Below are 25489 nucleotides of genomic sequence, written 5' to 3' on the forward strand. Positions count from 1 at the left end.
GAGAGAAAATAAAATGAAAAACTTACAAAGTAAAACAGTATTAAATAATGGTGTAGAAATGCCTTGGTTCGGTTTAGGTGTATTTAAAGTAGAGGATGGACCAGAACTTGTAGAAGCAGTGAAATCGGCGATTAAAGCAGGATACCGCAGCATTGATACAGCTGCAATTTACGGAAATGAAAAAGCTGTAGGTGAAGGAATTCGCGCGGGTATAAAAGAAGCAGGCATTTCTCGTGAAGATTTATTCATTACTTCAAAAGTGTGGAATTCGGATCAAGGATATGAAACGACACTTGCTGCATATGAAGAAAGCTTAAAAAAATTAGAGCTGGATTATTTAGATTTATACCTTGTTCATTGGCCTGTAGAAGGGAAATATAAAGATACGTGGAGAGCGTTAGAAACACTTTATAACGAAAAACGCGTACGTGCAATTGGGGTAAGTAATTTCCAAATTCATCACTTACAAGATGTAATGAAAGATGCAGAAATTAAACCAATGATTAACCAAGTAGAATACCACCCTCGTTTAACACAAAAAGAATTACAAGCTTTCTGTAAAGAACAAGGTATTCAAATGGAAGCATGGTCACCACTTATGCAAGGTCAATTATTAGATAACGAAAAATTACAAGAAATTGCTGAGAAACACGGTAAAACAACAGCGCAAGTTATTTTACGTTGGGATCTTCAAAATGGAGTAATCACTATTCCAAAATCAACGAAAGAACACCGCATTATTGCAAATGCCGATATATTTAATTTCGAATTAACGAAAGAAGATATGGAAAAAATCGATGCGTTAAATCAAAATCACCGCGTTGGTCCAGATCCTGATAACTTCGATTTCTAAGATTAAAGTAAGAAAGAAGAGTGCGTAAAAGCACTCTTTTTTTGTGCATAAAAATAGTTTCTAAATAAATACTACTTAGTATTAAGTTTGTGATAAGGGGCTGTAAACATGAATATAAAGCAATCGTTCAAGATTTTAGCTATGTTTTTAAGTGTTTTATTTGTGTTATTCCCGCTTCAAAAAGCATTTGCAGAAGTTATGGACCATACAAAGTATGAAATGAATTGGAGTTATAGTAAGTCAAAGAAGAAACCAATTCGAACAGAGCTTATTAAAACCGCAGATGGCAAAATTGCTTTTTGCTTAAATGTAGATTTGAAATCTCCAAGCGGTCAAGATTTACCGGAAATGGGGAAAGTGGATATTAACGTATACCGTGTACTATTGAATGGATATCCACAAAAGAGTCCACAAGAATTAGGCGTTTCTGATTGGAGAGAAGCACATTACGCAACGCAGCTTGCAGTGTGGAATGCGTTAAAACAAATCGATATTAATGATTTAGATTTCCGCAATAAAAATGTAGAGAAAGTAACGAAAGACATCGTTGCAAAAGCAAGCGCTAGTGAAGAGTTACAAGAAATTACGATGAGTGTAACTCCTACAGAAGAACAAGAAGCAGTATTAAAAAATGATTTCTTTGAAACAGGTTTATATACAGTAGAAACAAATGCAAAAAGCGGAACGTATAAAGTACAAGCAACAGGTGCACCAGCGGGCGTGAAATTTGCAAATGAAAAAGGCGAAACAAAAACAGAATTTAATGTAGGAGAAAAGTTCCGCATTTTAATTCCAAAACAAACACCAGCTGGTGGATTTAGCTTTAAAGTATCAGGAAATTTAACGAAATTACAAGGGATTGCGCATAAAGGTACATCGACTATTCAAAATGCAGTAGTATTACTTGAGCGTAGTGAAGAAAAAACAAGTCCAGAGTTAGCGGTAAGTTGGAAAAAGGCTGAGGCTCCAAATAAACCAAATAAGCCATATACTCCAAATGAACCGCATAAACCGAATCAAAAGAGATAATGAAAAAGCATTGGCGTATGCCAATGCTTTTTTATATGAATTCTTTAAAGGTATATCAAGATAATAATTGATCGAGTGAAACACTATTTTAACGTTTTAAAAAGTATTTAAAAATAATAAAATGTGACAAAATCTAAACGTTGCAATAAATAGATTTTATTCACGAAATTGTAACATTATTCTAATTAGAGAGGCTATCAAACAAAGTGTAAAGCGTGTAAAATTCATTTGGAAAAACTACCTATAGATGGTCATATATGAAGAAAATGTAAGTTTTTATTGTTATTTTTATTTTTAGATGTATAGATGACAATACTGAAAAATATCTTTTACTATTCTCTTTTTTATGTAGCAAGAGAACTCATCACAAATAGAGAGAAGTGAGGAGGGCATATTACATATAAATTTTACAATGTAAGAAAGCGAATGCATGGAGAGAAATGCGGTAGTAATATATACAGGTGCGCGAGGTGTTAGTCCATTCATCAAATGTTTTTATAGGAATAATAGGATTACTTATTAGATGAATATATAGGGTAGTTTATCTAAATAAAGGAACAGGGGACACAGATTATGTCGAAGAAAAAGACGAGTAGGGTATTAGTAGCTGGAATATGTATATCTACATTATTATCGCCAGTAGCTTTCGAAGCATCGAAAGGATATGCAGCACCTTTGGAAGAAAATAAAGGTGGGAAATTAGAAGAGGTAAAAGAGAATAAGTTTGAGCAGAGAGTATTTCAGTTGCCGGGGAAAGGTAGCGTAGAAGAAAATAATCGTTTAAGAGTTACTTGGAAACTTTCCGCTAATGAACCGACTGGAATTTATGCAGAGCCAAATGAAGAGATTACAATTGACATAAAAGGAACGCAGTCTATCCAAGCTTTTATTGGAACGAGATCTTATGATGAAAAGGACCCAGAGGAGTTTAATTTAAAACCAGGGAAAAATGTTATTTCATCTTCAAGAGGCGGTATTTTATATTTTTATAATATGAATAACGAAGGAGAAGTAACAGCTTCCGTTACAAATGGTGGTAGTCACTTTCCTTTATTTATTTTAGGTAAGCATACAAAAAAAGATTGGGATGAAATGTTAAAAAAATATAAGGATCCTTATGCAGTTGAATTAAAAGGTGAGAGAAGCTTAATTACTACTACTTACGATTCTGTGCAGAAATATATGAAGAATACGGATCCAACAGATTTAATGAAATTGCATGATAAGATTATCCGTTTAGAAAACGCAGTGGCAGGATTATCTGAGGACAGTGTTGGGTTTGCAAAATCTCCAACTCATTATGTTCAGTTTGTTGAAAAACGGAAGCCTGCTAAAGGGGACTTTATGTTTGCAAAACATTATCATACAGGATATATTCCAACTGCAATGAATAGAGTTTTAGATATAGAGGTACTTGAGAAGGATGGATGGGGACCGTGGCATGAAGTTGGTCATTTACATCAGCAAGAACCGTGGAAGTGGTCTAAAGTAAGGGAAGTAACAGTAAATATTTACTCATTAGCTGTTCAAAAGGCGTTAGGGAATCAATTAGAAATGGATGAGCACTATAAAAACTCATTTGAGTATTTAGAGAAGCCTAAAGCAGAAAGATTCATTGATGACATTAATCCTCTTACAATGTTTTGGCAATTAAATGTAGTGTATGGAGAACATTTTTATCCTAGGTTACATCAAGCTTATCGTTTGTTACCTCAGAGTGAAATGCCTCATTCTGATGAAGAGAAAAAGCAGCTATTTATTTATATGACATCGCAAGTGGCAGGGCAAAATTTAATTCCTTTCTTTGAGGAATGGGGATTAACACCAAATGATGATATTAGAGAGAAAATAGAAAAATCAAAGTTACCTAAATTAGAAAAGGAAATCTGGAAAGCTACAGATAGTAATGATATTCGTGAGAAGCAAGTTGAACCGTATAAGGTTCCATATGGTGAACCTGCTAATGAAGTACAAAATCTTTTAGTTGGTACAGATTCTGACGAGAATGAAGCAAGTAAACTTGTTCGAAATTTAGGTGAGAATGTAAAAGTAACAGGAAAGATTGTATGGCCTAAACTAGAGAATGGTAAACAGGAAGTGTTAGTAGAAATTGGGGATGAGAAAGGAAATAAAAATTCAATTCCTGTCCAAGTTAACGGATTTTATGATGACAGTATAGTTTTTCAAGGACTTTCAGATGATGTAATGTCGACAGTGACACTTCACCACAATAAGAAGAAATTAAATGTAAACTTTACTAATAATGAAATACATTACCGTTTTGAAAAAGAAGAATATATGGGCTTAACGCTATATGATCGAAATGGGATTGAAAAGAAACGTGTATCTGCAGAAGGACAAGAAACGGGAAAAAGATTTGCGATGGAACTAAATGAATTGGATTTTGAATATGGTGATGTAGTAAAAGTATTCCATGCAGAACCGGATCGTCTGAAGTTGTACCAAAATAATACACTTGTAGATCAAGGGAAGGCTAAAAATAAAAAAGAGAAATTATTCCAAATCACTGAGCAAGGGTTCGAATTAAAAGATAGTTTACAAGAAGTGACGGCGAAACCGCAAAAAGTAGTAGTCGGAATGGATGTAGACAAACTAGATCCGAAAGAATTTGTACAAGTAAAAGATGGAGAAGTGGTTGGTTTTGCAGAAAAACCAAATACATCAAAAATCGGAGAACAAAAAGTAAAAGTAGAAACGAAAGATCGATTTGGAAATAAGAAAGTGACAGAAGTTCCTCTAACAGTAACATATGGAGATAGCCTACTTGTATATGGGCTAAGCTATAGAGATGGTGACTTAAAATCAATTGTAACTTTGCATCATGATACGAAAAAACTGAGTGCGACAGATACAAAGAACCTAATTCATGATTACTTTAAAGATGAAAAGTATTTTGAATTCACATTGTACGATAAAGAAGGAAGAGTGAAGAAAAATATAGCAGTAAAAGGTTTAGAGAATACGCAAGAATTTGCTAAGGAAGTAAATGGAATTGCATTTGAGTATGGAGATGTAGTGAAAGTATATCATGCGGAATCTTCTCGTTTACATTGGTATCAAAAAGATGTATATGTGGGCGAAGGAAAAAGTAAAGAGATAAAGGAATTAGTCTTCAAAATAACTGAAAATGGATTTGAAAGATTAGACGGTGAGCAAACAGTAAAAGCAAATCCGCAGCAAGTAGTAATCGGAACAAATAGCGAAACGCTAGACGCGAAGAACTTTGTTGAAGTACAGGGTGGAGAAGTAGTAGGTTTTGTAGGGGAAATAGATACGACAAAAATTGGTCAGCAAAAAGTGAAAGTAGAAACGAAAGATCGATTTGGAAATAAGAAAGTGACGGAAGTTCCTGTAGAAGTGACATATGGGGATAGTCTAGTCTATCAAGGTGTGTCCGATGTTACACGTTCAATTATTACGTTAAACCACGCTGAAAAGAAATTACATGCAACATTTACAAATGATGAGATTCATTATCGCTTTGTAAATGAACAGTATATAGGCCTTACGATTTATGATCAAAATGGAACTGAGAAAAAGCATGTAACCGCAGAAGGACAAGAAACTTCGCGGAATTTTGCAGAACAAGTAAATGGTATGGCGTTCGAGTATGGTGACGTATTGAAAGTGTATCATGCCGAGTCAGATCGTTTAAGTTGGTATAAAAAGAGTGAGTTAGTTGGAAAAGGAGATAAGAAAAAGTTTAAAGAAATTTCCTTTAAGATTACTCCAAATGGTTTAGAGCAAGTGCAATAATAAGAAAAAGCTCGTAAAACATTATGTTTTACGAGCTTTTTTTATTATTCAGCTTCAGAAACTACTGTGAAGCGTTCGTTTACATGTTTTGGGTTTTCAATCTCATCAAGTGCTGCAACTGCGAAGTCTTCGTAACTTACGTAGCTATCACCTTTTGAGTTAACAAGAAGATTGTCTTTGCCAGCTTTGTAAGAACCAGTGCGTTTTCCTAATGCGAATAGTGCAGAAGGGCTGATGAATGTCCAAGTGATATCATTTGTTTGTTGTAAAATTTCTAAGTTTTTACCTTGGTTTTGAGCTGTTGCAAGATATTCTTTCGGGAAACCTGGTGTCTCAAATACACGTGTTGTTTTCTCTTCGTCTACAAATAAGCTTCCAGCGCCTCCAACTACAAGTAATTTTGTATTTGGTGCACCTTTCATAGCTTCAATAAGTACGTTTCCTGCATCTACGTGAAGGTGTTCTTCGCCTGCTGGAGCACCGAATGCATTTACAACTACGTCAAATGCCTGCAGGTCGTTAGATGTAAGAGAGAATACATCTTTCTCTAAAACTTTTACGTTTTCTTCTGTAATTTTTGCAGCGTTTCTTACGATTGCAGTTACTTCATGTCCGCGATCCAATGCTTCTTTTAAAATACGACTTCCTGCTTTACCAGTTGCTCCAATAATTCCGATTTTCATAATAAATCCCTCCAAAGTGTTTTGTTAAAGTGTATATCTGAAAGTAAATGAATTTGTTGTAATTAGGTTTGTTACAACCTGTTGTAATCATTATAGTTACAGGTTGGTATTTTTGTCAATAGGGTTGTTTGTGAATTTATTTTTTGTTTTAGTATGCACAGTTAGAGGGAGGGTAGTCAGTCATAAAGATATTGTTACTGTGAACCTGGCTAATATTTGGAAATTGCAAATTGTCGAAAAATGTTGATTTTTGAATGTTTTTTAAATATAATTCGTTTTATGGAGAAAAGGAGGGGTTAATTGTATGAATATTTTAGAGCAATTTATTTCATCAACAAATACAATTCTTTGGTCATATATTCTTATTGCAATGTTAATTGGTTTAGGTCTTTATTTTTCTATTAAATTGAAATTCGTACAAATTACTCATTTAGGGGAAATGGTTCGTTTAATGAGTGATGGACTAACTGGAAAGACACGTAAAAAGGGCAGCGTATCATCGTTCCAAGCATTTTGTATGAGTTCTGCAGCTCGTATTGGTATCGGGAACTTAGCTGGTGTAGCGTTAGCTATTTCTATGGGAGGACCTGGAGCTGTATTTTGGATGTGGGTTATTGCGATTATCGGGGCTTCTTCAAGTTTCGTAGAAAGTACGCTTGCACAAATTTATAAAATAAAAGATGGCAGTGGCTTCCGTGGTGGTCCTGCTTATTATATGGAAAAAGGTTTAAATAAACGTTGGATGGGGATTTGGTTCTCTATTCTGATTACAATTAGTTACGGTTTAATTTTCAACTCAGTACAAGCAAACACAGTTACATTAGCGTTTAAAAATGCATTTGGTATTGAGCGTTACGTTGTTGGGATTGTATTAGCAGTATTAGTTGCGGTTATTATTTTTGGTGGTGTAAAAAGTATTGCACGTATGTCGGAAATGATTGTTCCGCCAATGGCAATTCTTTATATTGCGGTAGCGATTTTCGTTGTTATTAAAAACTTCTATTTACTACCAGATGTGTTTACAGAAATCTTTAAAGGTGCATTTGGTTTAGATTCAGCTGTAGGCGGTGGTATTGGTGCTGCGATGAAATATGGTATTCAGCGCGGATTATTTGCGAACGAAGCAGGTATGGGTAGTGCGCCGAACGCGGCAGCAACAGCTGATGTAACGCATCCAGCCAAACAAGGTTTTATTCAAACAATCGGGGTTTTAGTAGATACATTCTTAGTATGTACATCAACAGCATTTATCGTACTATGTTCTGGTGCATATAAAGCAACGAATTTAGAAGGTATTGAACTAACACAAAATGCATTAAGTTCACAAATTGGCCCGTGGGCGAGCAGTTTCTTAGCGATTATTATTTTCTTATTCGCTTTCAGTTCACTTCTAGGAAACTACTACTATGGTGAAACAAATATTGAATTTATTAAGCAAAGTAAAACGTGGTTAACAATTTACCGTATTGCGGTAGTTGGAATGGTATTATTCGGTTCTGTTGCGACGCTTCAAGTTGTATGGAATATGGCAGACTTATTTATGGGTCTAATGGTAATAACGAACTTAATTGCGATTACACTTCTTGGCCGATTTGCGTACGCGGCATTAACAGACTATGTAAGGCAAAAGAAACAAGGGAAAGATCCAGTCTTCAGTGCAGATTCTATTCCTGGTTTAACGAATACAGAGTGCTGGGATAAGCCAGTGGTAACAGATAAAGAAAAAGCAGTGTAATTGAAAAGGCGAGCATCGAGGTAAATTTGATGCTCGCCTTTTTTGTTGTAGTAAATGATGAAAAGGGTGAGGGGTAATTATTAATATAACTTTTTTGTTTGTTCCTCTCGTTATTTGTGGGGAACGTACTGTTTTAAAAGTATGGCTGGGCGAAGAGGATAAGAGATTGAGTATTGGATAAATGCATGTAATAGCTATATTTTTATGAAAAAAACAAGTATGTTAATATAGTTAACGTATTCATGTCATGAAACCTAACATAAAGTTCTTGATTACTAAAAGTTTTTAGAATATAATTTTCTTATTGTTAGGAAGAGGGGGCAATGCAAATATGGATTTTTTAGCTAGGGTAATTGGGGATGTAAATAATATCCTTTGGTCATATGTCATTATTGCGATGTTAATTGGGTTAGGGCTCTATTTTTCATTTCGTGTGAAATTTGTCCAAGTTCGTTACTTCGGTGAAATGATTCGATTACTTGGGGATGGAGCAAGCTCGAAAACGAGAAAAGCGCAAAAAGAGAAGAGTGGCGTATCATCATTCCAAGCATTTTGTATGAGTACAGCTTCTCGTGTAGGTACTGGTAACTTAGCTGGTGTAGCTATCGCAATTTCAGCGGGTGGTCCAGGAGCAGTATTTTGGATGTGGTTAATCGCGGTAATTGGGGGTGCTTCTGCATTTGTAGAGAGCACATTAGCGCAAATTTATAAAGTGAAAGATGGGAATGCATTCCGTGGGGGCCCAGCGTATTATATGGAAAAGGGTTTAAATAAACGCTGGTTAGGTGTTGTGTTCTCTGTTCTAATAACAGTAAGTTTCGGATTGATTTTTAATGCTGTACAGTCTAATACTGTAGCGGCAGCTTTTGATGGGGCATTCAAAACAGATAGTAGATTAGTCGGTCTTGTTATGGCTGGTTTACTTGCAGTTATTATTTTCGGTGGAGTAAAACGAATTGCACGCGCGGTTGAAATGATTGTTCCAGTAATGGCAATTATTTATGTAGCAGTGGCATTATTCGTTGTCGTAACAAACATTACGGCAATTCCGTATGTATTTAAAGAGATTTTCTTACATGCTTTCGGAATTAAAGAAGTAGTAGGTGGGGGACTAGGAGCCGCGATTTTACTAGGGGTAAAACGCGGATTATTCTCAAATGAAGCAGGTATGGGGAGTGCGCCGAACGCAGCAGCGACTGCGAACGTAACGCACCCAGTTAAACAAGGTTTTATTCAAACTTTAGGGGTATTTACAGATACATTATTAATTTGTAGTTGTACAGCATTTATTATTCTTTTATCAGATGTGCATAATGCAGCTGATTTAAATGGAATTCAATTAACGCAGCAGGCGTTAAGTCAACATATCGGTCCATGGGCTTCTATATTTGTAGCAGTTGCAATCTTCTTGTTTGCATTCAGTTCATTAGTAGGTAACTACTACTATGGTGAAACAAATATTGAATTCTTAAATGGAAGTAAAGTGCTATTAACAGCGTACCGCATTGCTGTACTTGGTATGGTTATGTTAGGATCTGTAGCGACAATTCAAATCGTTTGGGATGTAGCAGATTTATTCATGGGTATTATGGCTGTTATTAACTTAGTGGCGATTGTATTCCTCTCTAAGTATGCTTTTGCGGCATTATCAGATTACGTAAAGCAAAAGAAACAAGGGAAAGATCCGGTATTCTATGCGGATTCTATTCCAGGTTTGAAAAATACAGAGTGCTGGGATAAGTCAGCAGTAGCTGATAAAGAAAAAGCAGTATAATGAGGTGAGCATCAAGTGAAACTTGATGCTCATTTTTTGTTTTATCCAGTTGTTTATAGATGGTAAAAGACGAACATTTATGAGCATTTCATAATTAAATGTAATTTTTTAAAGAAAAGTGCGGATATGAGTTGTGATTTATGTTAGAATGGAAAATGCCTTTGAAACAAGAGTTTTTATGACATTTCCTATCCAATCGAAGGTTACGGAGGAGAAATGGAAAGTTCGGATTATTTCTTGTTTTGAATGGTCAGACGTTCAACGTTAATGAAGAGTTAAATGGAGGATTTTATTAATGAAGTTTGTTATGTTCCTTGTAGGATTACTCGTTGTATTTGTACTCGGTTTTCTTATAAGTGCCGATCGAAAGAAGATTAAGTATAAACCAATCGCAATTATGCTTATTATTCAGCTAGCATTATCTTATTTCTTATTAAATACGCAAGTTGGTTATATTTTAGTAAAAGGAATTTCAGATGGATTTGGCGCACTTCTTGGATATGCGGAAGCTGGAATCGTTTTCGTATTTGGTGGTCTTGTTAATAAAGGAGAGGTTTCATTCTTCTTAACAGCGCTATTACCAATCGTATTCTTTGCGGTTTTAATCGGAATTCTGCAACACTTTAAAATTTTACCGATATTTATTCGTGCTATTGGTACGTTGTTAAGTAAAGTAAATGGTCTAGGAAAACTAGAATCATATAATGCAGTAGCAGCTGCCATTGTTGGACAAGCAGAAGTATTTATTACAGTAAAAGATCAATTAAGTAAAATCCCAAAACATCGTTTATATACATTATGTGCATCTTCTATGTCGACAGTGTCGATGTCAATCGTTGGTTCTTATATGAAAATGATCGAACCGAAATATGTAGTAACAGCACTTGTATTAAATTTATTTAGTGGTTTCATTATCATTCATATTATTAACCCGTACGATATTACAGAAGAAGAAGATACACTGAAATTAGAAAATAAGAAAAAACAATCATTCTTTGAAATGCTAAGCGAGTACATTATGCTTGGTTTCACGATTGCGATTACAGTAGCAGCTATGTTACTTGGTTTCGTAGCATTAATTACAGCAATTAATAGCTTGTTTGATTCAATGTTCGGTATTACATTCCAAGCTATTTTAGGATATATTTTCTCACCATTAGCATTCGTAATGGGTATCCCGCAAGCTGAGATGTTAACAGCGGGACAAATTATGGCAACAAAATTAGTATCAAACGAGTTTGTTGCAATGCTTGATCTTGGAAAAGTAGCTGGTGATTTATCGGCTCGTACAGTTGGTATCCTTTCTGTATTCCTTGTATCATTTGCGAACTTCTCATCTATCGGAATTATCGCAGGTGCAACGAAAGGTATCGATGAAAATCAATCAAATGTTGTATCATCATTTGGTCTACGCCTTGTGTACGGTGCGACATTAGTAAGTATTCTATCAGCGATTATCGTTGGTGTTATGTTATAAAAAAAGATGGTCCTAGCTCATAGCTAGGGCTATTTTTATGGTAAATTTGCATGAAAAAACCAATTAATTAGGAATATATTAACATATAAAAATCTTTTAAAATTTATATTGCATTTCGTCTAGATAACGCTTACAATTTGATTTGTAGGTGGTATCAATTTCAGACTTTCAATTATGGTAGGAGAGAAGAAGCTACCTTTTATAAATTGCAATTTATGTAAACGCTTACTGATTTTAGATGACAGTTGAATAGTTTTAGGGGTTTTAAATTTTTTTAACAACAATGGTCAGACGTCATTCGTTATACGTTATACGACCAATAACTCGTGGGAGAAGTGGAGGATTCACATATGAAGTTCGTAATGTTTCTAGTCGGTTTACTTGTAGTGTTTGTACTAGGTTTCCTTATCAGTTCAGATCGTAAGAAAATTAAATATAAACCAATTGCACTTATGCTTGTCATTCAATTGGTACTTGCGTATTTCTTACTAAATACAAAGGTCGGATTCGTATTAGTAAAAGGAATCGCAGATGGATTTGGCGCTATTTTAAAATTTGCGGAAGCTGGGGTTAATTTCGTATTTGGTGGTCTAGCAAATGATGGACAAGCACCATTCTTCTTAACAGTATTATTACCGATTATTTTCTTAGCAGTATTAATCGGGATTCTGCAACATATTAAAGTTTTACCGATTATCATTCGTGCAGTCGGTTTCCTATTAAGTAAAGTTAATGGTTTAGGAAAACTAGAATCATATAATGCGGTAGCAGCTGCAATCGTTGGTCAAGGGGAAGTATTCATTACAGTAAAAGATCAACTAAGCAAATTACCGAAAAATCGTTTATACACACTTTGTGCATCTTCAATGTCTACAGTATCGATGTCAATCGTCGGTTCTTATATGAAAATGATTGATCCAAAATATGTAGTAACAGCACTAGTATTAAACTTATTCAGTGGATTCATTATCGTTCATATCATTAATCCATATGAAGTAAAAGAAGAAGACGATATTTTAGAATTACAAGAAGACAAGAAACAAACATTCTTTGAAATGTTAGGCGAATATATTATGCTTGGTTTCTCAATCGCTGTAACAGTAGCGGCGATGTTAATCGGTTTCGTAGCATTAATTACAGCAATTAACGGTGTATTCGATTCAATTTTCGGAATCACATTCCAAAGCATTTTAGGATACATCTTCTCACCATTAGCATTCGTAATGGGTATTCCAACATCAGAGATGCTACAAGCAGGACAAATTATGGCAACAAAATTAGTAACGAACGAATTCGTTGCAATGCTTGACCTTGGAAAAGTAGCTGGTGATTTATCAGCTCGTACAGTAGGTATTTTATCTATCTTCCTTGTATCATTTGCGAACTTCTCATCTATCGGAATTATCGCAGGTGCAACGAAGAGTATCGATGGCAAACAAGCAAACGTTGTATCATCATTCGGTTTAAAACTTGTATACGGTGCAACATTAGTAAGTATATTATCAGCGATTATCGTTGGGGTTATGCTTTAATAAATTAAGAAAAGCAATGAGCGTAGGCTCATTGCTTTTTTTGTTTAACTTGCTTTATCCAAGTCTCTTTTAAAACGTGGTTTCTCTAAATAAGTTCCCAGTCTCCACACATATTCCACTGGCCCCATTCGGTATTTCTGGAGCCAATAGGTGCTAACGAATAATTGAATCGTATAAATTCCGATGGTTAAAAGAATACCGAAGAAATAGCCGATTTTCCCGTATAAGCCAAATCCATATGCGTAAAAAATAGTTGTTGCGATAATAGATTGCGCTAAGTAATTACTAACGGACATTTTCCCCATGTTCGCCATGTATGTTAGTAGACGGGTTGCTTTTTTGTAATGGAATAATAAAATGATTGTGCTTCCGTAAAAGAAGGTCATAGTTACTGGTGTAAGGCCATCTTGTAACATAATTAAAAGCGGATGCTTTACGAACATAGCTAAGATTTTAATTGTAAAAGAAAAGAGACCGGTGGCAAACCATATTTTTTTGACAGCAGGTATATGTTTATTGACCTCAAATAGCCAGCCTTTTTTCCCTACATACATTCCGAGTAGAAACAGTGGAGACATAAAAATTATTGCGAAAACTGATATGAAAAATAATCCGAATGCACCGTCAATTCCCATGTAATCAAAAGGATTTTCAGTCAATCTAAAGTTGACATGATCCATATAGCTTCCAGTTTGATGGACTTTATGTTCTTTTTCAGTATAAGGTGCAAAATCATTTATATTTGTAGATGGATCAGTTTGATAAGACATAAGTGTAATAAGTGCGAGTAGAATAATCGCCCAAATGAGCAAAGTTTTCGGTTTTCGATTGATGAACATCATTAAGAAAATCCCAATTATTCCGTATGCAAATAAAATATCTCCCTCCCAAACAAAAGTGCCGTGAATGTAGCCGAGTAGTAAAAGAATGATAATACGTCTTATGTATGTGGGGAAGAATTTTTTTCCTTTTGCGATAATACTTTTTTGTAACAAAATAATGCTAAGTCCAAATAGAAAAGAAAATAGGGATATAAAGTTATGTGTGCCGAAGAATTGAATAAACCAATTAGCGCCTTTATCAAGATCGCCGAATAGATAAGTTGGTTTTTCACTGGTGAAGAAACCGAATTGAATTAATGTCATATTGACTAGTAAAATGCCAAACAAAGCGAAACCACGAATTGCATCAACAGCTTCTACACGTTGATTCATTTTTCCTCTCCTCGTATATTCGTTTTTATATTGAAAATAATACCATTTTATAGCTGGCACTATGTCAAATATGAGGAAATTTAAGGTGATTTTAAGATAGAGAGCAAACAAAAAAATCACCTTAATTCATGTATTAAGGTGATTGAAATATTATTCAGCTGGAGGCGTAAATGTACGTTTCTCTAATTCAGCATCTAGCATAAACAGTGCGTTTGAATCGCTTGTAATACGTTTTAATTTTTGAATGATGCTATCGAATGAAGCTTCTTCTTCAACTTGTTCGTCAACGAACCATTTTAAGAATGTAATTGTTGCATGTTCACGCTCGTCCCAAGCGATATCAGATAAGTTGTAAATACGTTTCGTTACTTCACGCTCGTGCTCAAGTGCGACTTCAAAAGCGTTTAATACAGATTCGTATTCGTTATTCGGATTATCAAATCCAGTAATAATAGCGCGCTCTCCGCGGTCATTAATATAGTTGTAAAGCTTCATTGCGTGGAAACGTTCTTCTTCAGCTTGTACAAGGAAAAAGTTAGCGAATCCATCATAGCTCTCAGCTGTACAGTAAGCAGCCATTGCCATATAAGCATGGGCAGAGTAAAATTCAAAGTTCATTTGTTCATTTAATGCGTCGTGCAATTTTTTTGATAACATAAAATCCCCCTTAGTATTGTGACAAGAATATTATAACATAATTGATAATACTCTCATTTAGATGCTTCGAACCTTTTCGAAAGCTTTGTGACGTGTGCATCCATAATGTCTTGTAAGTCTAAATCATATTTTTGCGAAAGAATAATAAGGTTAGATAGTACATCGCCAAGTTCTTCTTTTAGTTCTTGTTTTAGCTCTTCTTCTGTTTTCGCATCTTCATCAGGGCGATCGCGGCCAATTTCAATAGCACGAACGACTCGTGAAACTTCCCCAACTTCCTCGGTTAAGAAATTTAAGCGAATAAAGGCATTATACTGTGACCAGCTTCGTTTTTCGTAAAATTCCTCAACCCATCTTTGAAATGCAACGATATCCATTTCTTCCTCATCTCCTCAATATGTTGTACAATGTTCATTGTATCATAACAATATATAGTTTCGGGGTGTAGGGATGAGAAAGATTTGTGTGTTTGCAGGTTCTAATTTAGGGGAGAGACCAGAATTTAAAGAGCAGGCAATTCAGTTAGGTAAAATGTTTGTTGAGAACGACTATGAGCTCGTATACGGTGGTTCATGTGTCGGATTAATGGGAGAAGTAGCAAACGAAGTTCTTCGTTTAGGTGGACGTGTAACAGGTGTTATGCCGCGCGGTCTATTCCGAGGAGAAATTGTGCATACAGGATTAACAGAATTAATTGAAGTAGAGACGATGCACGAACGTAAAGCTAAAATGGCAGAGCTTGCAGATGCTTTTATTGCGCTTCCAGGTGGATACGGAACGTTTGAAGAACTATTTGAAGTTGTATGTTGGTCACAAATTGGTATACATAATAAGCCGGTTGGTTTATTAAACATAAAAGGTTTTTATGGACCAATTTTGCAAATGGTTGAACGTGCAGCAGAAGAAGGATTTATGAATCCATCAAATAAAGAATTGATCGTTTCAGCAGAGACAGCAGATAAACTAATTCATGCAATCCAAAATTATGAGCGTCCTGTTTTGGGAACGAAGTGGAAGCAACTATCATAGCAAATACGGAAACACATGTCGTTTTAATTTAAGATGGCATGTGTTTTTAATTTGGTTAAATATGTTAATGTTTAGATGTAATGTTTTTGGGAAAGGAGAAATAGATGGAGGAGTTCGTATATTTACGTCCGGTTTTTAAAAGTATTTTAGCAGCGTCTATTCTTGTTATGCTAATTGTTTTGAGACAGAAGAAAGAGTTGATTAATGAATTTTCGCTTTGGTTTATTTCGGTATTATGTATCGGTGTTTCCGCGATAACGTTGTTTATGTCTGGGTTTATTGTTGATGAGTATAATCTAGGTGGAGATCCACAATCGTTTTGTATGTTTATTGCGATTGGTTGTATTAGTGGTCTGAATTTCATTATTTATTACAGAAGGCAATAAAAAGAGGCATTCCGTATTACTTTGGAATGCCTTTATTATTTTGATTGCTTTGTTTTTTATACAGGTACCAGCCACCCCAGCCGCCACCAATTGCTACGACAACGAGGAAAGCATAGTCCTTAACCTCGACACGTATATTGAAAATATTAGCTATAAGTAAGAGAATCCCAACTGTTATTAACGCAAAAAATGCTCTAATTAAGTAGTCTTTCAACTGAACCACTCCCGTCATTTAAGTAGTAAATGATGAATTTGGAAAAGCTTTTTGGGTCTATGATACTAAAGGGTGTTTCCTATATTTTAACATAGATGAGATTGTAATATATTGATAAAAGTAGGGGAGAGGGGCGTGTTAATATTGTCGTGATTTGTCGATAAGTCGATATAATTAAAAAATCGCTGATATATTGGAGGGAATCGCCGATATAATTGGAAAATCGCTGATATGTTGGGGGGAATCGCCGATATATTGGAAAAATCGCTGATATAAATTTCATGTACCAGCATGCGCGACCAATCTATAGAAAAAAGCGACTCTGAGCAAGCCGCTTCCGCTTTAAAGTAATATCCAGCTCCGGTAGCTAGAATGTTCGGTGGCTTCGCTTTTTCCTGCGAGGCAAAGAGCGCCTCTACGTCAAAAGCTCCATCCCCCTCACATTCTGAGCAAGCTACCTCCGCTTTTAAATCTATTATTGATTCAAGAACGCACGTAGCATCCAAGCGTGTTTTTCTAGTTCTGTGTAGATGCCTAGTAGTAGGTCAGATGTCATTTCATCGTCAGAGTCTTGAGCGATTTCCATGCCTTTTTTCAGTTCGACTAGCATCATTTCGTAGTCTTTCATGATTGCTTCGACCATCCCTTCTGCAGTTTCTCCGTATGCTGCTTCTTGAATAGAAGATAGTTCTAAGTATTCTTTCATTGTTGCTACTGGTTTGCCGCCAATTGCTAAAATACGTTCTGCAATTTCATCGATGTGAGTAGCTGATTCTGTGTAAAGTTCTTCGAATTTCTCGTGTAATGTGAAGAATTGAGGTCCTTTTACGTACCAATGGAAGTTGTGAAGTTTTGTGAATAAAACGCTCCAGTCTGCTACTTGTTTGTTTAATACTTCGATTACTTGTTTGTTCATTATGATCAATCTCCTTTTGAGTTGTTATGTGATATCAATTACTAATTTATAATAATTATAATCTAGTAATCTCTATAAATCAACCCTTTTGCTGGAATTAATTTGAACAAATTATGAACTGTTGTAAATAAAAGGCCCTATTACGGTGAAGTAATAGGGCCTTTGTTTGAGATATGGCTCTTGTTCTGAACGAGCCGCTTGTGCTTTTAATGATATCCAGCTCCGGTGACTAGACCAGTCGGTCATTTCGCGCCTTCCTGTGAGGCAAAGAACGCCTCTTCGTCAGGAGCTCCAATGCCCTCCTGTTCTGAGCAAGTCACCTCCGCTTTTAATTGATATCCAGCTCCGGTGACTAGACCAGTCGGTCATTTCGCGCCTTCCTGTGAGGCAAAGAACGCCTCTTCGTCAGGAGCTCCAATGCCCTCCTGTTCTGAGCAAGTCACCTCCGCTTTTAATTGATATCCAGCTCCGGTGACTAGACCAGTCGGTCATTTCGCGCCTTCCTGTGAGGCAAAGAACGCCTCTTCGTCAGGAGCTCCAATGCCCTCCTGTTCTGAGCAAGTCACCTCCGCTTTTAATTGATATCCAGCTCCGGTGACTAGACCAGTCGGTCATTTCGCGCCTTCCTGTGAGGCAAAGAACGCCTCTTCGTCAGGAGCTCCAATGCCCTCCTGTTCTGAGCAAGTCACCTCCGCTTTTAATTGATATCCAGCTCCGGTGACTAGACCAGTCGGTCATTTCGCGCCTTCCTGTGAGGCAAAGAACGCCTCTTCGTCAGGAGCTCCAATGCCCTCCTGTTCTGAGCAAGTCACCTCCGCTTTTAATTGATATCCAGCTCCGGTGACTAGACCAGTCGGTCATTTCGCGCCTTCCTGTGAGGCAAAGAACGCCTCTTCGTCAGGAGCTCCAATGCCCTCCTGTTCTGAGCAAGTCACCTCCGCTTTTAATTGATATCCAGCTCCGGTGACTAGACCAGTCGGTCATTTCGCGCCTTCCTGTGAGGCAAAGAACGCCTCTTCGTCAGGAGCTCCAATGCCCTCCTGTTCTGAGCAAGTCACCTCCGCTTTTAATTGATATCCAGCTCCGGTGACTAGACCAGTCGGTCATTTCGCGCCTTCCTGTGAGGCAAAGAACGCCTCTTCGTCAGGAGCTCCAATGCCCTCCTGTTCTGAGCAAGTCACCTCCGCTTTTAATTGATATCCAGCTCCGGTGACTAGACCAGTCGGTCATTTCGCGCCTTCCTGTGAGGCAAAGAACGCCTCTTCGTCAGGAGCTCCAATGCCCTCCTGTTCTGAGCAAGTCACCTCCGCTTTTAATTGATATCCAGCTCCGGTGACTAGACCAGTCGGTCATTTCGCGCCTTCCTGTGAGGCAAAGAACGCCTCTTCGTCAGGAGCTCCAATGCCCTCCTGTTCTGAGCAAGTCACCTCCGCTTTTAATTGATATCCAGCTCCGGTGACTAGACCAGTCGGTCATTTCGCGCCTTCCTGTGAGGCAAAGAACGCCTCTTCGTCAGGAGCTCCAATGCCCTCCTGTTCTGAGCAAGTCACCTCCGCTTTTAATTGATATCCAGCTCCGGTGACTAGACCAGTCGGTCATTTCGCGCCTTCCTGTGAGGCAAAGAACGCCTCTTCGTCAGGAGCTCCAATGCCCTCCTGTTCTGAGCAAGTCACCTCCGCTTTTAATTGATATCCAGCTCCGGTGACTAGACCAGTCGGTCATTTCGCGCCTTCCTGTGAGGCAAAGAACGCCTCTTCGTCAGGAGCTCCAATGCCCTCCTGTTCTGAGCAAGTCACCTCCGCTTTTAATTGATATCCAGCTCCGGTGACTAGACCAGTCGGTCATTTCGCGCCTTCCTGTGAGGCAAAGAACGCCTCTTCGTCAGGAGCTCCAATGCCCTCCTGTTCTGAGCAAGTCACCTCCGCTTTTAATTGATATCCAGCTCCAGCGGCTAGAATCTCCGGTCATTTCGCTCTCTCGCTCGAAGCAAAAAGCGCTTCAAGGTCGAGAGCTTGAAGTGTCCTGCGATTCTGAACGAGCCGCTTCCGCTTTTATTTGTTAAACAGCCTTTTGTTTTTCTTCTACATCTTGCCCATCCCAGCACTCTGTATTCTTTAAGCCAGGGATAGAGTTTGCAACGAAGACAGGATCTTTTCCTTGTTTCTTTTGCTTCAAATAGTCTACTAATGCAGCGTAAGCAAATTTGCTAAGGAATGAGATGGCAATTAAGTTTGTGAATACCATTAGTCCCATGAATAAATCAGCTAAACTCCAAACTGTTTTAAGAGCAGCGATTGATCCGAAGAATACCATTCCGACAACTGCAACACGATAAATCATTAACCATGTTTTACTTTCTTTAATGAATGCGATATTTGTTTCACCATAATAGTAGTTTCCTAGAAGTGAACTGAAAGCGAATAGGAAAATAATAATCGCTAAGAAAGTGCTTGCCCACGGTCCAATTTGTGAACTTAATGCGTTTTGTGTTAATTCGATACCTTCTAAATTTGATCCTTTGTAAAGTCCAGAACATAATACGATAAATGCTGTTGATGTACATACTAAGAATGTATCTACGAAAACGCCTAACGCTTGAACAAGCCCTTGTTTTACAGGGTGAGATACATCAGATGTTGCGGCTGCATTAGGAGAACTACCCATTCCTGCTTCTGTAGCGAATAAACCGCGCTGAATTCCGAACTTGATTGCTGCTCCAATACCACCAGCGATGGCTTGGTCTAAACCGAATGCACCGTTAAAGATTTCCATGAAAATGCTTGGTAACATACTGAAGTTGTTAATAACGACAAAAATAGCCACGCCGATATAAACGATTGCCATTGGCGGAACAATCATTTCTGTAATACGTGAAATGCTCTTAATGCCACCAAAAATAATAACTGCAACTAATAAGGCTAATAGAGCTCCTACGATTGTTCGCTCTAGTCCAAAAGCATTTTCAAACGCTATTGTTACTGTATTTGCTTGCACTGAATTGAAAATTAATCCGTACGCAACTGTAATAAGAAGTGAAAACCAGACGCCCATCCAGCGTTTGTTTAACCCTTTTTCCATGTAATATGCTGGTCCACCACGGAACCTACTTCCATCTTTTACTTTATAAATTTGCGCAAGTGTACATTCTACAAAACTAGTAGCTGCTCCGATAATTGCGATAAACCACATCCAAAATATTGCGCCAGGTCCACCCATTGAAATTGCTAATGCTACACCAGCTAAGTTTCCAATACCGATACGTGCGGCTGCACTTAAGCAAAATGCTTGGAATGGTGAGATGCTATCTTTCTTTTTTTCTTTTCGATTAAACCCTTTACTAATTAAGCTGACCATCTCACTGAAATGAGTAATTTGGACAAATTTTAATTTAAAAGAGAAGTAAAGACCGAAGCCGATTAGCATTGCAATAAGAATATATGACCATAAAATATTATTCGTTACCTCAAGGAATCTGCTAAAGATATCAACCATATAATACACTTCCTTTTTTTCGTAATAAGAAAATTATATGCAAAAAATATACGAGAATCAATTTTTCTAAAAAATTATGTTACTTAAAACATTTTTGTGTTATGATTATGTTACATCGTAATATTTTTAGAATTATTTACATTTTAAAAAACTAAATTTAAAGCGAGAAAGTGGGGATAATTTGAAAGAAGATTCTTTATGGAAAGTAAGCCTTGAGAGTTTGAAAATGAGAAGTAATATATTTTTTATCATTACATCTTTAAGTATCTTTTTAGGGTCCACTTATTATTACAATAAAAGATTTCCAAATCACAAATATCCTGAGTGGTTAGAATTTCTAAAGTTGATTGGATGAATAAAAGACAGAAAAACAGAAAATTAAAATAAACAAGTTATGGAGGAGCTAAAAATGAATATTAGAGAAAGTGAACTTCCGGGTATTGGTTATAAGTTTCAAATCGTTACGAAAGGTAATGAAAAGATGGTAATTGTCATTCATGATGATGGTCGTAGAGAAATGTATCATTTTGATTCAGACCATGAAGAAAGCATCTCAAGTATTTCACTACGTGACTCAGAGGCAAGACAAATCGCTGCAATATTAGGTGGAATGGTATATAAGCCTAGGGCGTTAGAAAATGTTGAGATGGTTTTTGAAGGTTTAGCGATTGAGTGGTTCAAAGTGGAGAATACAGCTCCAGCAATCGGAAAAACAATTGGCGATCTTGAAATAAGAAAAACATATAGCGTAACAATAATCGCGGTTATGAAGAAGAACATGAAGAAGCTATTTAATCCAGGACCAGAAACAGTAATTGAAGAAGGAGATATGCTTGTAGTTTCAGGTGAGAGAGAAGAAATTAAAAAAATCATTAATGAATTACTTTCAAATAGGGGGGACTGATTAGATGGATACGTTAATTTTTGAAGTTGGTACAGCTTTAGTTTTAGTGGCAATTGCAGCAGTAATTGCTGGAAAATTTAAATTCTCAGTAATTCCTTTTCTAATCGTTCTTGGAATGTTAGTAGGACCGCATGCACCGACAATAGGTGTTATCGATCTCAAATTTATTGAAAGTGCAAGTGTAATTTCCTTCCTTGGACGAATTGGGGTTCTATTCCTTCTATTCTATCTAGGATTAGAATTTTCAATGAAAAAACTAATTAAATCTGGACGCTCTATTGCGATTGGCGGAACGATTTATATTTTAATTAACTTTTCACTTGGTTTGTTATACGGATTTATAATGGGATTCCCATTACTAGAAATCTTAATTATTGCGGGTATTATTACGATTTCTTCTAGCGCTATCGTTGCTAAAGTGTTAGTGGACTTAAGAAGAACTGGTAATAATGAAACCGAATTAATTTTAGGAATTATTATGTTTGAAGATATATTCCTTGCTGTATATTTATCAGTTGTTTCTGGTTTAGTACTTGGAGATCACGCTTCCTTCTTAGGTGCCCTTACTTCAATTGGAATTGCTTTAGGATATATGCTTCTATTCTTTATAGTAGCTAGAAAGGCTACGCCGTTATTAAATAAATTGCTCAATATTAGCTCAGATGAAATCTTTATTATTGTAGTATTTGCTTCGTTATTCTTCATTGCTGGTTTTTCAGAAACAATTCACGTTGCAGAAGCAATTGGAGCACTTCTTCTAGGATTAGTTTTCTCTGAGACAGAGCATAGTGACCGAATTGAACATCTTGTTGTTCCATTTAGAGACTTTTTCGGAGCTATTTTCTTCTTCAGCTTCGGGTTAAGTATTGATCCGTTCTCATTAGGCGGAGCGATATGGTTAACGTTAGGTGCTGTCCTTCTTACGATAATCGGTAACTTTGTAGCAGGAATGATTGCAGGAAGACAAGCTGGATTATCTCATAAAGCATCAACAAATATCGGATTAACAATCGTTTCCAGAGGAGAGTTCTCCATCATTATGGCTAATATCGGTATCGCCGGTGGTTTAATGTCAGTACTGAAACCATTCTCAGCACTATACGTGCTTATACTATCCATTTTAGGCCCACTTCTGACAAAAGAGTCGAAGAATGTATATAAATTCTTAAATAAAATCTTTAAGTGGGATACGAAGACTAACTAAATTAAAAAAATAAAAGTACAAGATATTTCCTGCTTGTACTTTTATTTTGGTGATGAAAACAGTAAAGAGAGGTACATGATGTTAGGAGAGTTGATTCATTCGGTTTTAGTTTTTTTAGAAGGACTTGGTTATTGGGGAATTATGCTTGGATTAATGCTAGAGGTTATTCCAAGTGAAATCGTATTGTCTTATGCAGGCTATTTAGTATCAACAGGAAGCATTACATTTTGGGGCGCTGTCGCGTTCGGTACAATTGGTGGTGTAATTGCACAACTATTCATTTATTGGATTGGTCGATATGGAGGAAGACCTGTTCTTGAGCGATATGGAAAATATATTTTAATTCAGAAGAAACATATTGATTATGCTGAAGATTGGTTTAATCGTTATGGAACTGGCGTTATCTTTACCGCACGTTTTATTCCGGTTGTGCGTCATGCTATTTCGATACCAGCGGGTATTGCGAAAATGTCACATGCTAAGTTTATTACGCTAACTACATTAGCTGTTATTCCGTGGTCAATTGTGTTTGTATATTTAGGTTTTAAATTAGGAACAGAGTGGGAAAGTATTAATAAAGTTGCGGGGCCATATGTGAAATACTTTGCACTTGTTGCTATTGTTAGTGCAATTGGTTATTTTGTATTAAAAAAAATGATGAAAAAAAAGTGATTACAGAAAAGGAATCTATGTCGACGTAGATTCCTTTTTTATTGGCATTTTTTCAAGGATGAAAGAATACGTTTAATATTTACTATATTGTGGCATACATATAGAAAAAGGGTGCTTGGAAAGGGGAATAAAGAGAAATGGAACTCCAGTTTCAAAATGTATATCAACAGGTAGAGAATTGGTATGTGTTGGATTCGGAGCTTCCTTGGGATGTCAAAAAGCTGAGAGAGGATTTGTGTTCTCTTATTGAAGTATGTAAAACGCCCGTTATTTTTTGTGATACGTGTGATGCAAATGATGTACTTCTATCATTAGGGGAAGAGGAAGAAGAGTTCCTATTCCCAGTAGGTGGTTTTTATCATAAAGAAAAGAAATTAATTTTCGTTTGTATGTGGGAAGAGTATGAGCAAGTTCTCAAAACGCTACTGCATGAATTCCGCCATGCGATGCAACATAAGAGAGATATATTGTATGTGGGAAGTGAACGGTACGAAGAGCGGTGGATTGAAAAAGATGCGAGGAAGTTCGCGGAGAGGAAATTGGATGAATATAAGAGTAGAAAGTTAAAGTAAAGCATAGTGGAGAAATAGCGCTGTGCTTTTTCACTTATTAAAAATAAGTATTTGACTTTTATAAAGTTTAGTTCTAAACTAATGATATGAAACGAGCGAGGTGATGAAATGAAAACAGAAGATAGACTAGGGCTACTATTATGGTTTCGTTTATCACGCTTTTATAATAAGAGTATTCGTGAGACGAATCAGCATTTGAAAAAATGGAATGTATCTGCCGCCCAGTTTGATGTGTTAGCTCAAGTTGGAGGACATGATCGTTTAACACAGCAAGAACTTGGAAATAAGCTATTTGTTACGAAAGGAAATGTAACGCAGCTTTTAAATAAAATGGAGCAGCTTGAGTGGATTTTGCGTGAACAAGAGGGTACTACGAAACATATTTCTTTAACAGAAAAGGGAAGAGCTTTATATGAGGAAATCGTCCCACCTCAAGAAACGTTCCAAGCAGAGAAGTTTCATAATTTAAATATAGAGGAACAAAAGCAATTATTAACACTACTAAAAAAGTTACAGTAAGAAAAAATTTCAAAATAAATCTCGAATTCGAGATAGTATGAGGTGAAGGATATGTTTAGAAAAGTTGATCATAAAAATATGGGCAGAGCAAATCATGGTTGGTTAAATACACATTTTCATTTTTCTTTTGCCAATTACTATAATCCAAATAACATGAACTTCGGAGCGTTACGTGTTATTAATGATGATCTAGTAGCGGCGCAAACTGGTTTTGATATGCATCCACATCGTGATATGGAGATTATTTCTTACGTTGTAGATGGTGCTTTAACACATGAAGACAGCATGGGAAATCGCGGAACGATTGAGCGTGGACATGTTCAATATATGAGTGCTGGCACGGGTGTATTTCATAGCGAGCATAATTTAGGCGATGAAACGCTGCGTTTATTACAAATTTGGATTTTACCAGACCGCGCAGATCATAAACCAAACTATGGTGAGTTTAAATTTGATTGGAGCAAGCGTGAAGATGAATGGTTCCATATGGTATCTTCAGTAGAAGGAAATGCACCAATTCAAATTCACCAAGATGCGAATTTATATTCTTTATCATTAGAGGCTGGAAAAGAAATTCATTTTCCAGTGAAAGAAGGCCGTCAATTGTACCTTGTACAAATTGAAGGAAGCAGTGTAATAAATGGTGAAACGTTTGTTATGCGTGATGCAGCAGAAGCGGTAGAAGAAGATATTCATATTGAAGCAAAAGAGCAATCTCATTATTTAGCAATTGAATTGAAAAAACAATAAAAGGTTTATAGAAAAGAGGACATCCGATAGATGTCCTCTTTTTTTGATTAGAATTGTCTGAAAAATGTTTCTCAAATTTTCGGTAGAGGTATCGGCTGGG

General features: G+C 36.6%; 22 protein-coding genes. 15 read left to right on the forward strand and 7 right to left on the reverse strand.

From position 1 onward, the window contains the following. Nucleotides 1-13: 13 nt before the first annotated feature. The 3 genes from B9A45_RS03860 (at nt 14) to B9A45_RS03875 (ending at nt 5659) form a co-directional block, all read left to right on the forward strand. Nucleotides 14-853, forward strand: a complete 840-nt coding sequence (locus tag B9A45_RS03860) for an aldo/keto reductase (RefSeq protein WP_000793551.1) — start codon at nt 14-16, stop codon at nt 851-853. A gap of 108 nt (nt 854-961) precedes the next feature. Continuing rightward, nucleotides 962-1882: a thioester domain-containing protein gene (locus tag B9A45_RS03865; RefSeq protein WP_001022515.1), complete on the forward strand. Its 921-nt coding sequence runs from the start codon at nt 962-964 to the stop codon at nt 1880-1882. Between the two features lie 573 nt (nt 1883-2455). After that, a complete protein-coding gene (locus B9A45_RS03875) occupies nt 2456-5659 on the forward strand; it encodes a putative mucin/carbohydrate-binding domain-containing protein (protein ID WP_142263040.1) in 3204 nt (1067 codons plus the stop codon). A gap of 44 nt (nt 5660-5703) precedes the next feature. On the opposite strand, the gene B9A45_RS03880 is transcribed toward B9A45_RS03875, so the two are convergent. Continuing rightward, entirely contained in the window at nt 5704-6342 is a 639-nt protein-coding gene (locus B9A45_RS03880) for an NAD(P)-dependent oxidoreductase (protein WP_000689896.1), read from the reverse strand. 304 nt (nt 6343-6646) lie between these two features. On the opposite strand from B9A45_RS03880, the gene B9A45_RS03885 reads away from it, so the two are divergent. The 4 genes from B9A45_RS03885 (at nt 6647) to B9A45_RS03900 (ending at nt 12860) form a co-directional block, all read left to right on the forward strand. Beyond that, nucleotides 6647-8077 (forward strand): alanine/glycine:cation symporter family protein, encoded by a 1431-nt coding sequence (locus tag B9A45_RS03885; RefSeq protein WP_001022922.1) that lies wholly within the window; start codon nt 6647-6649, stop codon nt 8075-8077. A 331-nt stretch (nt 8078-8408) separates the two neighbouring features. After that, nucleotides 8409-9851 (forward strand): alanine/glycine:cation symporter family protein, encoded by a 1443-nt coding sequence (locus B9A45_RS03890; RefSeq protein WP_000346415.1) that lies wholly within the window; start codon nt 8409-8411, stop codon nt 9849-9851. 295 nt (nt 9852-10146) lie between these two features. Next, entirely contained in the window at nt 10147-11328 is a 1182-nt protein-coding gene (locus tag B9A45_RS03895; protein WP_016110913.1) for a NupC/NupG family nucleoside CNT transporter, read from the forward strand. A gap of 350 nt (nt 11329-11678) precedes the next feature. Then, on the forward strand, nt 11679-12860 hold the full coding sequence (locus tag B9A45_RS03900) for a NupC/NupG family nucleoside CNT transporter (RefSeq protein ID WP_000673874.1): 1182 nt from the start codon (nt 11679-11681) through the stop codon (nt 12858-12860). A gap of 44 nt (nt 12861-12904) precedes the next feature. Here the strand turns inward: B9A45_RS03900 and B9A45_RS03905 are convergent, their stop codons facing one another. The 3 genes from B9A45_RS03905 to B9A45_RS03915 form a co-directional block, all read right to left on the reverse strand. Continuing rightward, complete coding sequence (locus B9A45_RS03905) at nt 12905-14074, reverse strand: DUF418 domain-containing protein (RefSeq protein WP_016110912.1); 1170 nt, start codon at nt 14072-14074, stop codon at nt 12905-12907. Between the two features lie 150 nt (nt 14075-14224). Continuing rightward, nucleotides 14225-14731, reverse strand: coding sequence for a ferritin (locus B9A45_RS03910; RefSeq protein WP_000949403.1), 507 nt, complete (start codon nt 14729-14731; stop codon nt 14225-14227). A gap of 53 nt (nt 14732-14784) precedes the next feature. Beyond that, nucleotides 14785-15108, reverse strand: a complete 324-nt coding sequence (locus B9A45_RS03915; protein WP_000355746.1) for a MazG nucleotide pyrophosphohydrolase domain-containing protein — start codon at nt 15106-15108, stop codon at nt 14785-14787. An 88-nt stretch (nt 15109-15196) separates the two neighbouring features. Here B9A45_RS03915 and B9A45_RS03920 point away from each other — a divergent pair, with 88 nt between their 5' ends. Next, a complete protein-coding gene (locus B9A45_RS03920) occupies nt 15197-15760 on the forward strand; it encodes an LOG family protein (RefSeq protein ID WP_002062664.1) in 564 nt (187 codons plus the stop codon). 104 nt (nt 15761-15864) lie between these two features. Further along, nucleotides 15865-16146 carry a hypothetical protein gene (locus tag B9A45_RS03925; protein ID WP_000390910.1) on the forward strand — a complete coding sequence of 94 codons (282 nt, stop codon included), beginning with the start codon at nt 15865-15867 and terminating at the stop codon, nt 16144-16146. 16 nt (nt 16147-16162) lie between these two features. Here B9A45_RS03925 and B9A45_RS03930 read toward each other — a convergent pair whose 3' ends face one another. The 3 genes from B9A45_RS03930 to B9A45_RS03950 form a co-directional block, all read right to left on the reverse strand. Continuing rightward, entirely contained in the window at nt 16163-16360 is a 198-nt protein-coding gene (locus B9A45_RS03930) for a hypothetical protein (protein ID WP_000656313.1), read from the reverse strand. Between the two features lie 475 nt (nt 16361-16835). Continuing rightward, a complete protein-coding gene (locus tag B9A45_RS03940) occupies nt 16836-17276 on the reverse strand; it encodes a Dps family protein (RefSeq protein WP_001041895.1) in 441 nt (146 codons plus the stop codon). Between the two features lie 2058 nt (nt 17277-19334). Beyond that, nucleotides 19335-20768 carry an alanine/glycine:cation symporter family protein gene (locus tag B9A45_RS03950; protein ID WP_000227591.1) on the reverse strand — a complete coding sequence of 478 codons (1434 nt, stop codon included), beginning with the start codon at nt 20766-20768 and terminating at the stop codon, nt 19335-19337. 409 nt (nt 20769-21177) lie between these two features. On the opposite strand from B9A45_RS03950, the gene B9A45_RS03960 reads away from it, so the two are divergent. The 6 genes from B9A45_RS03960 (at nt 21178) to B9A45_RS03985 (ending at nt 25389) form a co-directional block, all read left to right on the forward strand. Beyond that, a complete protein-coding gene (locus B9A45_RS03960; protein WP_001026075.1) occupies nt 21178-21672 on the forward strand; it encodes a cation:proton antiporter regulatory subunit in 495 nt (164 codons plus the stop codon). Nucleotides 21673-21676: 4 nt separating this feature from the next. Next, nucleotides 21677-22876, forward strand: a complete 1200-nt coding sequence (locus tag B9A45_RS03965) for a cation:proton antiporter (RefSeq protein ID WP_000380223.1) — start codon at nt 21677-21679, stop codon at nt 22874-22876. 78 nt (nt 22877-22954) lie between these two features. After that, nucleotides 22955-23548, forward strand: coding sequence for an undecaprenyl phosphate transporter UptA (locus B9A45_RS03970; protein WP_000900222.1), 594 nt, complete (start codon nt 22955-22957; stop codon nt 23546-23548). A 137-nt stretch (nt 23549-23685) separates the two neighbouring features. Continuing rightward, complete coding sequence (locus B9A45_RS03975; RefSeq protein WP_000422794.1) at nt 23686-24120, forward strand: DUF3920 family protein; 435 nt, start codon at nt 23686-23688, stop codon at nt 24118-24120. A 108-nt stretch (nt 24121-24228) separates the two neighbouring features. After that, nucleotides 24229-24639, forward strand: coding sequence for a MarR family winged helix-turn-helix transcriptional regulator (locus B9A45_RS03980; protein WP_000845478.1), 411 nt, complete (start codon nt 24229-24231; stop codon nt 24637-24639). Nucleotides 24640-24690: 51 nt separating this feature from the next. Then, the gene (locus B9A45_RS03985) at nt 24691-25389 is read left to right on the forward strand and encodes a pirin family protein (protein ID WP_084063877.1); all 699 of its coding nucleotides are present in this window, start codon (nt 24691-24693) and stop codon (nt 25387-25389) included. Nucleotides 25390-25489 lie beyond the last annotated feature (100 nt).

Origin of the sequence: Bacillus sp. JKS001846 (assembly GCF_900176455.1) — a bacterium.
Lineage (GTDB): Bacteria > Bacillota > Bacilli > Bacillales > Bacillaceae_G > Bacillus_A > Bacillus_A cereus.